Annotated in this window: 13 protein-coding genes; 4 read left to right on the top strand and 9 right to left on the bottom strand. The window is 61.8% G+C overall.

Translation table 11 applies throughout. The features are described from left to right. Window positions 1–289: 289 nt before the first annotated feature. From QKD99_RS03580 to QKD99_RS03550, 7 genes are read right to left on the bottom strand one after another with little or no spacing between them, the layout of a single operon-like run. Window positions 290–853: a GtrA family protein gene (locus QKD99_RS03580; protein ID WP_269953321.1), complete on the bottom strand. Its 564-nt coding sequence runs from the start codon at window positions 851–853 to the stop codon at window positions 290–292. A 30-nt stretch (window positions 854–883) separates the two neighbouring features. Next, a complete protein-coding gene (locus QKD99_RS03575; protein ID WP_347950728.1) occupies window positions 884–1759 on the bottom strand; it encodes a pseudouridine synthase in 876 nt (291 codons plus the stop codon). After that, a complete protein-coding gene (gene dapC, locus QKD99_RS03570) occupies window positions 1716–2804 on the bottom strand; it encodes a succinyldiaminopimelate transaminase (RefSeq protein ID WP_347950727.1) in 1089 nt (362 codons plus the stop codon). The genes QKD99_RS03575 and dapC overlap by 44 nt, the downstream gene beginning before the upstream one ends. A 3-nt stretch (window positions 2805–2807) precedes the next feature. Continuing rightward, complete coding sequence (fdxA, locus tag QKD99_RS03565; protein WP_005327491.1) at window positions 2808–3131, bottom strand: ferredoxin; 324 nt, start codon at window positions 3129–3131, stop codon at window positions 2808–2810. Between the two features lie 53 nt (window positions 3132–3184). Further along, entirely contained in the window at window positions 3185–3562 is a 378-nt protein-coding gene (locus tag QKD99_RS03560; protein ID WP_225747161.1) for a hypothetical protein, read from the bottom strand. Then, complete coding sequence (locus QKD99_RS03555) at window positions 3562–4431, bottom strand: PIG-L family deacetylase (protein WP_225747162.1); 870 nt, start codon at window positions 4429–4431, stop codon at window positions 3562–3564. Before QKD99_RS03555 ends, QKD99_RS03560 begins: the two co-directional genes overlap by 1 nt. Then, the gene (locus QKD99_RS03550) at window positions 4421–6052 is read right to left on the bottom strand and encodes an ABC transporter family substrate-binding protein (protein ID WP_347950726.1); all 1632 of its coding nucleotides are present in this window, start codon (window positions 6050–6052) and stop codon (window positions 4421–4423) included. Before QKD99_RS03550 ends, QKD99_RS03555 begins: the two co-directional genes overlap by 11 nt. Window positions 6053–6141: 89 nt before the next feature. On the opposite strand from QKD99_RS03550, the gene QKD99_RS03545 reads away from it, so the two are divergent. Next, window positions 6142–6804 carry a GPP34 family phosphoprotein gene (locus QKD99_RS03545; RefSeq protein ID WP_347950725.1) on the top strand — a complete coding sequence of 221 codons (663 nt, stop codon included), beginning with the start codon at window positions 6142–6144 and terminating at the stop codon, window positions 6802–6804. A gap of 11 nt (window positions 6805–6815) precedes the next feature. Here QKD99_RS03545 and typA read toward each other — a convergent pair whose 3' ends face one another. Beyond that, window positions 6816–8726 carry a translational GTPase TypA gene (gene typA / locus QKD99_RS03540; RefSeq protein ID WP_284766354.1) on the bottom strand — a complete coding sequence of 637 codons (1911 nt, stop codon included), beginning with the start codon at window positions 8724–8726 and terminating at the stop codon, window positions 6816–6818. A gap of 275 nt (window positions 8727–9001) precedes the next feature. Between typA and QKD99_RS03535 the strand changes: the two genes are divergently transcribed. The 3 genes from QKD99_RS03535 to QKD99_RS03525 are packed head-to-tail and all read left to right on the top strand — an operon-like array spanning window position 9002 to window position 11218. Next, the gene (locus QKD99_RS03535) at window positions 9002–9730 is read left to right on the top strand and encodes a hypothetical protein (RefSeq protein WP_347950724.1); all 729 of its coding nucleotides are present in this window, start codon (window positions 9002–9004) and stop codon (window positions 9728–9730) included. After that, window positions 9731–10267 (top strand): DUF402 domain-containing protein, encoded by a 537-nt coding sequence (locus QKD99_RS03530; protein ID WP_005323560.1) that lies wholly within the window; start codon window positions 9731–9733, stop codon window positions 10265–10267. A 3-nt stretch (window positions 10268–10270) separates the two neighbouring features. After that, the gene (locus tag QKD99_RS03525) at window positions 10271–11218 is read left to right on the top strand and encodes a DUF808 domain-containing protein (protein WP_347950723.1); all 948 of its coding nucleotides are present in this window, start codon (window positions 10271–10273) and stop codon (window positions 11216–11218) included. Window positions 11219–11246: 28 nt separating this feature from the next. On the opposite strand, the gene zupT is transcribed toward QKD99_RS03525, so the two are convergent. After that, window positions 11247–12037, bottom strand: a 791-nt coding sequence (zupT, locus tag QKD99_RS03520) for a zinc transporter ZupT (protein WP_347950722.1), incomplete at its 5' end; no start/stop codon positions are given.

Genomic DNA, 12037 nt, shown 5'->3' with positions numbered 1-12037 from the left:
CCGCCCTTCGCGCTCACTGCGGACGGCGGGTTCCCGCGTTTTCTGCCCCAGTGAGCGCGTGGGGAGGTACCGCCCCTTCACGCTCACCGAGAGGCTCACCCACCGTCGTCGAAGGCATGCCGGTGACCGCTACGGGAGCTTTGCTTACCGACGCTCCCTTCGCGCTCACCGGCAGCAAGAAAAAGCCCCATCGCCGTGCGCTGGTGAGCGCGAAGGGCGATGGAGCCAAAGGGTGTTGGGGAATTGGGGCGGTTCGGAGCAAGGCGGGTGAGGCCGGCCCCGGATCTGGCTAGGCAGGTTCAGTTTCGTGGACGACCTGAGTCGCCTTCGGCTCCGAGCGGAAGGTCCACAACTTGTTAATAACGAAGTTGATAGGCATCGCCACGATGATAGAAATCGCATTTGCCCAGTAATACATAGTGCGCAGGCCGGTGGAATCATCCAGAATATCGGCCGGCAGATGCAGCGGAGAGGTGGGATTCATTAAAAAGTGCTGGATAGCAATGGAAACGAGGAATGCCCCGAGTCCGGTAAGTAGGAACGGGAAGAAGCCGCGCAGCCAGGAAACCTTAGTTACGGATTTGAAGGTCCACATGCGGTTGAGTTGGTAGTTCCACGTATTCGCGACCAAGAAAGCGATGGTGGAATACAGCATGAACCAGCGCAGGTGAAATTGGGTTCCGAAGAGGTTGACCAGCGGGTCATTGGGCATCGCTTCGAAGAACGCCCAGCCGCATTTTTTGGCGATGACTGAAGCAACCAAGTTCACTAGGGTTCCCGAACCGCCAACGATGCCGAATTTGAGAAACTGCCCAAAATTGGACACAAAGCGCGCCACGCTGAGGTCTGCCATGGGCCGCCTTTCTAGCCAGTGATTAAATAACTACTCGATTGTAGTTCTTAAGGCCTGGGAACTGAAAAATTGACGCTCGGAATGTGATAGAGGATCTATAAAAGTTATAGCCTCGTGGAGCAGGGCGAGCGGGGTTCGGAAGTCGTAGAGGTCGAGCTCGCGCGGGGTGGGATAGGTATCGTCGCCAAGCAGCGGGTGGCCGAGGTGATTGAGCAGCACGCGCAGCTGGTGGGTATGGCCGGTGCGCGGCCACATGGTCACCTCTCGGCCGGCGGCCCGCACAAACGTGGAGGTGGGCGCGCCGTCGGGGGCGACGAGCACCTGGCGCGCCCCGCGGGGCTTGTGCATGCGCAGGGTGATTTCCCGGTCTACGAAAAGCGACTGCTTGACGACGCCCCGATACCTCTTCACCGCACTCCCCTCCAGGAAGATGCGCTGGTAGGCGGCGCGGGTGTCGGGATTGCGGGAGCAGATGACGAGGCCAGCGGTCAGGCGATCCAAGCGGTGCAGGGGTACGATGTCGTCTTCGCCAAAATCCACGCGGAGGCGGGTTTGCAGCGTTTCGCGCTGGAGGCGGCCGTTGGTGGTCGTGGGCAAGAAGTGCGGCTTATCGGCCACGATGAGGTCGTGGTCGACGTGGACCACGGAGTAGTCGAAAGGAATCGGGCGCTCCGGAGGAACGGAGGGGTGGTACCACGCCGGCACGGGGTGCGGGAGCACGGCGCCGGGCGGCAGCGCGGTGCCGGGTGGAAACGGGGAATCGCCGGCACGGGCGGCGAAGTACTCCCCTTCCTCGGGCACGCGGCCGCGCAGGACCGTTTTGCGCGGCGAAATGCCCGCGCGGCTGGGAGGCCTGCCGGAATTAGGCACCGGCGAGGCGGTCGACGGCGGCATCGATGCGCTCATCGGTGCCATTGAGGCCGATGCGCACGTGCTTCTCGCCGGCTGGGCCGTAAAAGTCACCCGGAGCCGCGAGGATGCCCCGCTCAGCAAGCCAGTCGATGGTATCGCGGCAATTCTCGCCGCGGGTGGCCCACAGGTACATGCCGGCATCGGAGTGATCGATGGTAAAGCCGGCGTCGACAAGCGCGTGCATGAGCACCGCACGGCGGGAAGCGTAGCGGTTGCGCTGGAGCGCCTCGGTGTCGTCGTCGTTTAGCGCGGCGACCATGGCGGCCTGGATGGGACCTGGAACGATGAGGCCGGCGTGCTTGCGCAGCTGGAGCAGCTCGGCGATGAGCTCGTTATCGCCCGCGAAGAAGCCGGCGCGGTAGGAGGCCATATTCGCGGTCTTAGACAACGAATGCATGGCGATGAGCCCGGTGTTATCTCCATCGGTCACGCGCGGATCAAGGATGGATACCGGCGGATTATCGTCGTTCCACCCCAGGCTCATATAGCACTCATCGGAAGCGATGATGGCGCCGGTCTCCCGCGCCCACGCCACGATGCGGCGCAGTTCCTCCACGCTGAGGACGCGGCCGGTGGGATTGGACGGCGAGTTCAAAAAGACCAGGGAGGCATCCTGGAAATCGGAATCCGCGCGCAGCGGCGTGGCGCCGGCGAGCAGGGCGCCCACCTCATAGGTGGGATAGGCCACCGAGGGGAAAGCGACGGTCTCACCGCGCATGCCCAGAAGCGTGGGCAGCCAGGCGATGGCCTCCTTGGTGCCGACCACCGGCAGGACGCGGTCAACCTGCATATTATAGCGGCGGGTGAGCGCGGCGGCGATGGCCTCGCGCAGCTCCGGGGTGCCGGCGGTCTGCGGGTAACCAGAGTTCTGCGCGGCTGCGGTCAACGCGAGCTGCACGCCTGGGGACACAGGGTCAACGGGGCTGCCCACCGAGAGGTCAACGATTCCACCCGGGTGGGCCTGGGCCTTCTTCTTGGCGCCGGCCAGCGAATCCCAGGGGAAGTCTGGAAGCGTCTTTCCTAGCGGTGTGCGTGCCATGTCTTACTCCTGATTCTGTGGCGGAAGCGCGGCAATCATCGGGACGTCAAAGTCCTGTGGGCCGAGGGCCGCCGCGCCGCCCGGGGAGCCCAGGTCATCGAAGAAGGCTGCGTTGGCGTCGTTGTAGTCCAGCCACTCATCGGGAACGTCATCCTCGTAGAAGATGGCCTCGACCGGGCAAGCTGGCTCGCAGGCGCCGCAGTCCACGCACTCATCCGGGTGGATGTAGAGCATGCGCTTGCCCTCGTAGATGCAGTCAACAGGGCATTCCTCAACGCAGCCGCGGTCCATTACGTCAACGCAAGGCTGTGCGATCGTATAAGTCATGGAGATTCCTTGAAGCTTCCTGATTTCTCGGATTTGGGGTGATTAATAGTATGTCACTTCTGCTTGAAAAATGGCCAAACGCCCCCGCCTATCCCGGCCAAAAGCAGGAGCAGGCTGAGAATATTATTGGCCAAGAGCATGTCTCCTGTCATCGGTACGAGGAGCATGAAGGCGAAAAAGCCCAGGCACCAGACGATGAGCGGGATGGCGCCGACCGCCGGCGCGGGACTCCATAGCCGGGCAGTGCGGGTAAGCACGGAATTAAACCACCACGCAAGCAGGATGGTGATGGGAAAGGCCACGCTCGCCCCATTGGATAGCGGAATTCGCGCGGTGAGGTAGATGACCTCGAGGAAGACCGATAGCAACGCGCCGATGGCCAGCCACACTAGGCCGGTGACCTGCTCGCCGCGACTAAAATCCGTGCGCATTACAGGCCGCCCAGCAGGTCATCGGCCGGCTCACCCTGTCCCAGCTGGAAGTACTCGGCGCGCAGCAGGGGCATGACCAGCAGATTGGATAGTCCATAGGCCCCGGGCACCTGCTCGGGTTCGTGCAGCGCGGCCACGGCGGCCTCGGGGTTGGTGCGGGTGGTGGAGCCATCGGCCACCCAGATTTGGGAGGCGTGGGCGCGCATGGCGCAGCGCTTGGCGTCAAGGGCGGCGTCGGAAAGAGCGACGGTGACATCGGCGCCCTCGTTGGTGAAATTGTCTAGGTACTCCTGGCTGGGCTTGGTCCACCCGGCCGGCGCATCCAGGGTGTCCAAGCCGGCATAGTTGGCGGCGCGTTCAAAAATGCCGTACCAAATGCGCGTGCTTGGCGCAGCCGCCTTCATCACCGCCTCATGCACCGCAATGTGGTCCGGGTGCCCGTAGCCGCCATCGGGCCCGTAGGTGAGGATGGCGTGGGGCTGGATGGCTTCGAGCTCGTCGCTGAGAAACTCGGCGGCCTCCTCGATGCGATTGACCAACGCACGGGGGTTATCGTGCGAGGGAGAACCCGCCATGCCAGAGTCGCGGAAATGCCCGAATCCGCCCAATTGAACTCCCTTGACGCCCAGCGCATCGAGGGCATTGGCCAATTCGCGGGCGCGGAAACCGCCGAGCTGATCATGATCGGCCAGGCCTTGGTAAGGCTCGCCGATGACCTCGCCATCCTCGCCCAAGGTAAGCGTAATGACGGAAACTTCGGCGCCGCGTGCGGCTAGAGTGGCCAGGGTGCCACCCATAAAGAGGGTTTCATCATCCGGGTGGGCGTGCACTGCCACCACGCGGTAGCCGGTTAAGTCCTTAGTCTTCATCTATCCTCCAGCGGGGCGCGGTGATAAGACCCTCGTCCCAATCATCAATGCTCTGGCCGGGGCCTACAATACCCTCCCCGAGCGCGTGGATACGCGTCTCATCCACCAAAGGCACGTAGAGGGCCTCCTTAGAGTTCACATCTCGAATGCGTCCGAGCGCTTCCTTCGGGCTCATGGCTCCGGACAAAATCTCCTCGCGAATCTCATCCGCGTTCTCCGGACAGATTCCGGACAGGTCGCCGGCGAGCGGCTGTTTGTCATCGCAGCTGAAGATATTCGCCGCGGACACCGAGTTCAGTGAGATATCCTCCCAGGTCACTACCGCATCCACCTCGCCTTCGGGCAGGAGCTTGGAGGTGATCGTGGTCAGGCGTTCGGACACCACCTCGGCAGCGATCCCGTGGGCTTCGAGGACGTCATAAAGCGTATTGGCCGCAGCCAAGGCCGTGGGGCTGGTGGGGTCTACCGCAAAGCGAATCGGCTTCTTACTAGCGCGGGTGCGCAGCGCAGTGAGATCCACATCCTTGCTTATCGGGTTATTCCCGGGCTCTAGGTTGGAAGCGCGGCCGGTGGCCAAGCGCGCGACCTGGTCCGTATCAATCAGCGAGGCCAATCCGCGGCGCGCTGCCCTTTCTTCCAGCGCTCCATCCGCGGTGGACATGTGCAGGCGCAGTTGGCGCGGGCGGGTCAGTGTCTTATCGGAAACATGCCCTAAAAGACCCAGTGCCTCCTGCGAGGTTTGATCCGGGGTAAAGTCCGCGAAACCAATCTGCTCGGAGCGCAGCATATTGAGCGCCTGGGTGCTATCGCGTACCTCGCGCAGCTGAATGACGTCCACCTGGGCCGGATTAGCACCCCAGAAGCGGTCGTTTCGGTTCAAGGTAATGACTCCGCGGCCGCGGTCCACGCTATCGACGAGGAAGCGCCCGGCCGATGCCGGAATCTTATCGGCTAACGCAGAGCCAAAGTTATCGTCCTGCAGCAGGTGGGAAGGCAGCAAATTATGGAAAAGCAGGTGCCAATCTTTCACCTTCTGGGAAAAGTCCACGGTGACTACGCGGCCGCCATCGGAGGTATTGACGGCCGATATGGCGTGGTAGCCGGCGGGATCGCGCACACCAGCGGTGGTGGTCATCTGCTTCCACAGGTAGCTAAAGTCCGCGCCGGAAATGGGGGTGCCATCGGACCATTGTGCGGGCGAGGCAATGACGTAGCGCACCCGCTGCGCCACGCCCTTAGGAGCGGTGACCTCAGAGGCGGATTCGAGGATATCGGCATCCCTTTGCCCGTCGTGGAACGCCGAGGGCAACACCAGTTCTGCAATCTGGTCGACCAGCTCGGAATTATTGGCCACCAAGTGCGGGTTCAATCCCGCACGCAGAGGGTCCACACCCACCGAGATGGTGGGGCGCTTGTCGGAGTCAGCATCCTGCGGCTGCTCTTCGTCCGGGGTAGCCGTGGTGGTGGTCTGTTCTTCTTGCAGCGCGGAGGAATTTTCCTCCACCACCGGTGGTGGGCCGGGGTTAGCCGCGCAGGCGCTAAGTATTGCAAGGCTGGCGGTGCTGAGTACCGCTGCGATTGCCGACGCCGCGCGCCTTGGTGAAGCCGGATTCTTTTTCATCGCGGACTACTTTAGTCCCTCCACCCCGCCGAAACGAAGATTTTTGGCGCTAGACTTGGCCACAGACCGCAACTATTAAGGAGACCCCAATGCTCATCTGCCAAGAAATGTTTCTTCTACTGACCAAGGACAACGGCAAGAAGGAAGACTGGGTGTCCAATAATGAGGCCGCTCTGCGCGCCACCGTACTCGCGGACCTGCTACTGGGCGGGCACGTAGAGCTCGGTGAGAAAAAGAAGGTAGAGACTACTCCACAGCGCCCGGAGCACCCCGTCTTGGCTTGGGCTTGGGAAGAGCTGCAGCGGCACAAGGCCACCAGGATGCAGAGCCTGTTGGAGGCTTCGTGGTTTACCCCGCGGGAAATCATCGCCTTGGATTTCCACGCGAATGGACAGCTCGATGTGGAAAAGGCCAAGTGGTGGCAGATTAGCGGCGACCGCTACATCATGACGGACCTGGAGCTGGAAAAGGAACTGCGCGAACGGTTGGTTGCAGTCCTGGAGGCGCAGCGACCAGCCACGGTCAATGACGTCATCATCCTGGATATCCTCCGCGAGGTCAGCGGCGCCTATACCCTGCTGAAAAACGACGCGGAGGGAATGAAGCGCCGCGAGATGCGGGCACGCATTCAGGAGATCAAAGAAGAGGTCGAGTACGACAAAACCGCCTCCTCTGCGGTCAAGGCCGTAGTTGAGGAGGCGGCAGCGGTTGCGGCGATGGTGGCCACGACAGCGGCAATCACCACCACCTAGGGTGCGGCTTTTTACTTATTCATCTGCTTCGCGCGAGCAGCAGCACGCTTGCGGTCGGTAGCGGAAAGCTCCACCTTGCGCACGCGCAGAACGTCCGGGGCGACCTCGACGCACTCGTCGTTGCCACAGAACTCCAGCGCCTCTTCCAGGGAAAGGGTGTGTGCCTTAGCAAGGGTGACCGTGGCATCCGCGGTGGCGGAGCGCATATTGGTCAGCTTCTTTTCCTTGGTGATGTTGATGTCAATATCCTCATCGCGGTTATTGGCACCAACGACCATGCCCTCATAAGCCTCAGCGCCTGGCTCGACGAAGAAGTTACCGCGGTCAGCCAGCTGCATCAGCGCGTACTGGGTGATCTGGCCGGTGCGGTCAGCCACCAGGGAACCGGTTGGGCGGGACTTGATCTCGCCGGCCCAGACATCCAGGCCGTCAGAAATGGAGTTTGCGATGCCGGCACCGCGGGTCTCCGTCATGAACTGGGTGCGGAAGCCGATGAGGCCGCGGGCAGGAACACGGAAGATCATGCGTACCCAGTCGCCCTCGCGCACGTCCATGGCCTGCATCTGGCCCTTGCGGGAGGCCAGCAGCTGGGTGATAGCACCCTGGTGCTCGGACGGGGCGTCAATGGTGAGGATCTCGTATGGCTCGTAGGTCTTGCCGTCGATTTCCTTGGTCACAACCTGCGGCTTGCCGATGGTCAGCTCAAAGCCCTCGCGACGCATGGACTCGATGAGCACGGACAGTGCCATCTCGCCACGGCCCTGGACCTCCCAAGCATCGGGACGCTCGGTAGGCAGCACGCGCAGGGACACGTTACCGATAAGTTCCTGCTCCAGACGGGCCTTGACCATACGTGCGGTGAGCTTATCGCCGCCGCCCTGGCCTGCCATCGGGGAGGTATTAACGCCGATGGTCATGGAGATGGCCGGTTCATCCACGGTGATGCGCGGCAGGGCCTCTGGGTGCTCCGGATCGGCGATGGTGTCACCAATCATGACGTCAGAAATGCCGGAGATAGCAACGATGTCACCGGCGATGGCCTCCTCGGCCGGCTGACGCTCGAAGCCGACGGTGCGCAGCAGCTCGGCGACCTTTACGGTCTTGGTGTGCTGATTGCCATCCTCGTCGTAGTGAATCCAGGCCACCTGCTGGCCCTTCTTGATGCGGCCGGCGTAGATACGCAGCAGCGCGATACGGCCCAGGAAGTCGGAGGCGTCCAGGTTGGTCACGTGCGCCTGCAGTGGGGCGTCGACGGTAGCGGAAGGCTCTGGGAGGACGTTATAGATGACGTCGAAAAGCGGCTGCAGATCCTCGCCCTCAGGGACGTTGCCATCGCCTGGGTTCTCGGTGGAGGCAACGCCAGCACGGCCAGAAGCGTAGAGAACCGGCAGGTCCAGCAGCTCCTCGGCGGCGGCCGCGGCTTCCTCATCCTCCAGGCCGGCGGCGATTTCCAGCAGCAGGTCCTGGGACTCGGAGACAACCTCGTCGATGCGGGCATCCGGGCGGTCAGTCTTATTCACGCAGATGATAACCGGCAGCTTGGCTTCCAGTGCCTTGGTGAGCACGAAGCGGGTCTGCGGCAGCGGACCCTCGGAGGCATCGACGAGCAAGACAACGCCATCCACCATGGAAATACCGCGCTCGACCTCGCCACCGAAGTCGGCGTGGCCTGGGGTGTCGATGACGTTAATAATCAGGTCCTGGCCGTCCTTGCCCAGGCCCTTGCGGTGAATAGCCGTGTTCTTGGCCAGAATGGTAATGCCGCGCTCGCGCTCCTGATCATTGGAGTCCATGACGCGGTCCGTGTGTTCACCGTGGTCACCAAAGGCGCCGGACTGCTCCAGCATGCCGTTGACCAGGGTGGTCTTGCCATGGTCAACGTGCGCGACGATGGCAACATTACGGAACTCGGTATTACTCACTAGTGGGGTTCTCCTTCGGAGGATCTACAGCGCTTGCGCGCGCGAAATTGATCTTGAACGAGCTCCCACGATACCCCCTTAAAGGGCCAAGTGCAGCATTGGGGATGGCTTTACCCCGTAGCGCACCGTATAGAACGGGCGAAAAATCTTATAGATTGCCAGAGCACTTGACACTCCCCCAGCCATCACTATCGTTACTGTAGGTAATATTGTTACGAATGTGACAACTGGGGTTTAACCGCCCTTCCCGAGACCGCACCCAAGGAATTGATAACGTGAGCCACGCCCGCACCACCTGGCACCTGTCCAGCCGCACCGGTTATATCGCCGCTGCCACGGCCGCGCTCATTGGCCTCGCCTCTCCCCTCGTCGCCCCAGCGCAGGCTTCCGCACCGGATCTTTCTTCCTTGGTGCAGCAGGCATCCTCCCATAGCCCGCTGGACGAGCTCGGCCGCCCCAATCAGGAAACCCAGGACCGCATCCGCGCTTTTGCGGCACAACCTTGGATTCCCGAGGATGTTCGCAACGCCATCTTGTCGGGCCTCGCATTCTTCGCCGGCGGCGGCAATGGCAAGGGCGGCGTAGCCATGCCAGAGGGCAATAACCCGAACTTCCGCCAGTTCTACTGGCCCACAGTTTCCGCACACTGCATTGGCGGCACCAGCGATGCCATGGGCTCGGCCATCGCTGTTCCTGGCCCCACCGAAATGCCAGCACCGGGAGCAAAGCCTGGCGAAACCGTCTTCCTCTTCACCGCCCTCGGCACCCCACCGGCCGCACGCGAACAAGGCGGGATGAACGTGCAGTGGTTCAACCTTGACACCCTGCGCAGCGGCGTCACCCCACTGAATAACAACGGCATCAATCAAGACGGCCCTACCACCTTGTCCGGCACCGCCCAGACTGGCAAGGGCACCGTCATCGCACTGCTTTCTGGCGGCGTAAACACCCAGGAATCCCGCTGCAATTTTGCCCCCACCGCCGCCTTCCTTGAGGTGAAGTAGATGCCGGCGGATCTCCATCCGGTCAAGCGCGAGACCTTTAATACCGCCGAGTACACCAATACCGACCCCAAGGGTTTCCTGCGCGAGGTCGACACGTACACCGAGACGGATTTCGGCCTCTACATGGCGCGCGGCGCCGATCACCCGCGCTTTGGCTACCTGGAATCGTGGCTGCTGCCCGATCTCAACCTGCGCGCCAATATCTTCCATTTCCGCCCTGGTGTAGACGTCCACCAGGACTTTTATATTGATGTGGCCGAAATCCAGCGCGATGGCGCGGTGTGGACCACCCGCGACCTTTATGTGGATCTGGTTGCCACGCGCGGCGAGCCCATTTCCGTGCTCGATATTGATGAACTCTCTGCCGCTACCTCCGCCGGCTTGATTTCCGCCGAGGACGCCGAGAAGGCGATCGACACCACACTTGCCGCGGTCGAGGGCATTACTCGCAGCGGCGATGATGCGATGGCTTGGCTGGCGCATCAGGGGATACACTTAACGTGGTCCGATAACATCACCTTAACCCCAGAAGGATAATTTATGGCCGGTGGCCTTTTTGCCCTGCTTGACGACGTCGCCCTGATCGCCCGCTCCGCTGCCTCTAGCGTTGACGATGTGGCCGCCCTTGCGGGTAAGACCTCCGTGAAGGCCGCAGGTGTGGTAGTCGACGATGCTGCCGTAACCCCACAATACGTGGAGGGAATTAAGCCGCAGCGCGAGCTGCCGATGATCTGGCGCATTACCAAGGGCTCGCTCATCAATAAGCTCGTTATCATCTTGCCCATCGCCATGATCCTCTCCTGGATTGCGCCGTGGGCGCTCACCCCCATCCTGATGTGCGGCGGTACTTTCTTGTGCTTTGAAGGTGCGGAGAAGATCTTGCACCACGTTCTCCCCCACCGGGAAAAGGAGACCGAGTCAGTCCAGGAAAAGGGCGCCGAGGCCGAGGACAGCCTAGTTAAGTCTGCTATCACCACCGACCTCATCTTGTCTGCTGAGATCATGGTCATTTCCTTGAATGAGGTCATCAACGAGCCATTCTGGATGCGCCTCGGTGCCCTCATCTTCGTCGGCATCATGCTGACCCTGGGTGTCTACGGCGCCGTTGGCCTCTTGGTCAAGATGGATGATATCGGCTTAGCCCTCAATAAGCGCCACAATGGCAACTCCACCATCGGCACCGCTCTGGTCAAGGGCATGCCGATCGTACTCGATATCATCGGCGTCATCGGTACCGCCGCTATGCTGTGGGTCGGCGGCCATATCGTGGTCAAGGGCCTGCACGAATTCGGTATGGATCAGCCACACGAGTTCATTGCCTCCGTGACCGAAAATATTTCCAACGGTGCCCTGGCGTGGCTGGCAGATACCGGTATCTCCATGGTCTGCGGCCTGGTGTTTGGCGTAGTCGTTGCCACCATCGTGATGGCGGTCAAGGCCTCCTTTGGCAAGACCTCGGCCACCTCCGCCCAGCCGGCGGAGGCTTAAAACGCCGTAGCCCGGCTGCATAGCCGGGCTACATAAATAGCATCAGCGAAACCGCCATCACGGCCATGCCGGCAATCAAGCCGTAGATAGCGTGATGGTGCTCGCCGGTCTCCTCAGCGGTGGGCAATAGCTCATCCAGCGAGATGAAGACCATAATGCCGGCGATGGCGGCGAAGCTAATGCCCATCGTCGCCGGCCCAATAACCGGCAAGAGAAGGCCGAAGCCGATGAGCGCGCCGAGCGGCTCGGCCAGGCCAGACAAGGTGGCCCACCAAAAGGCCTTCTTGCGGGAGCCAGTGGCCTCGCGCAGCGGAACAGCCACCGCAATGCCTTCCGGGATATTGTGAATGGCGATGGCCACCGCCACCGGCACCGCAACTTCCTTAGAATCCAGGCCGGATAGGAAGGTGGCAAACCCCTCGGGGAAATTGTGCAGGCCCAGCGCGCAGGCGGTAAATACGCCGGTTTTCATTAGCTTTTTGCGGCGGGCTTCTTCGGCCGTGGTGGCCGGCTCATGGGGGTTAATCTCCTCCGGCACGAGCCGGTCAATGATGGCGATGACGGCGATGCCAGCAAAGAACGCCCCGACGGCGGCCCAGGTGCCGGTGGTTTCCTCGCCGAGGGCGTCGGAAAGCTGCGCAATGCCTTCCGGCAGGATCTCCATAAAGGAGACATACAGCATCACGCCGGCCGAAAGCCCCAGTGCAGCGGCCATAAAAGCCGGCCCCGGCTGGCGCCTTCCCACCGCCAAAGCGCCGCCAATCGAGGTCGATAGACCCGACAGCAGCACCAAGGCGAAGGCAAAGGCAAAGGTACTAA

It is taken from the genome of Corynebacterium sp. c3Ub_189 (genome assembly GCF_039907195.1).
Taxonomy (GTDB): domain Bacteria; phylum Actinomycetota; class Actinomycetes; order Mycobacteriales; family Mycobacteriaceae; genus Corynebacterium.
Note: the sequence above shows the minus strand (reverse complement) of the source record. Positions and strands in the feature narration are given on the sequence as shown.

Coding starts and splice junctions, on each gene's coding strand:
- QKD99_RS03580 (WP_269953321.1), bottom strand. CDS start 853: ATGGCAGACCTCAGCGTGGCGCGCTTTGTGTCCAATTTTGGGCAGTTT.
- QKD99_RS03575 (WP_347950728.1), bottom strand. CDS start 1,759: ATGAGCGCATCGATGCCGCCGTCGACCGCCTCGCCGGTGCCTAATTCC.
- dapC (WP_347950727.1), bottom strand. CDS start 2,804: ATGGCACGCACACCGCTAGGAAAGACGCTTCCAGACTTCCCCTGGGAT.
- fdxA (WP_005327491.1), bottom strand. CDS start 3,131: ATGACTTATACGATCGCACAGCCTTGCGTTGACGTAATGGACCGCGGC.
- QKD99_RS03560 (WP_225747161.1), bottom strand. CDS start 3,562: ATGCGCACGGATTTTAGTCGCGGCGAGCAGGTCACCGGCCTAGTGTGG.
- QKD99_RS03555 (WP_225747162.1), bottom strand. CDS start 4,431: ATGAAGACTAAGGACTTAACCGGCTACCGCGTGGTGGCAGTGCACGCC.
- QKD99_RS03550 (WP_347950726.1), bottom strand. CDS start 6,052: ATGAAAAAGAATCCGGCTTCACCAAGGCGCGCGGCGTCGGCAATCGCA.
- QKD99_RS03545 (WP_347950725.1), top strand. CDS start 6,142: ATGCTCATCTGCCAAGAAATGTTTCTTCTACTGACCAAGGACAACGGC.
- QKD99_RS03530 (WP_005323560.1), top strand. CDS start 9,731: ATGCCGGCGGATCTCCATCCGGTCAAGCGCGAGACCTTTAATACCGCC.
- QKD99_RS03525 (WP_347950723.1), top strand. CDS start 10,271: ATGGCCGGTGGCCTTTTTGCCCTGCTTGACGACGTCGCCCTGATCGCC.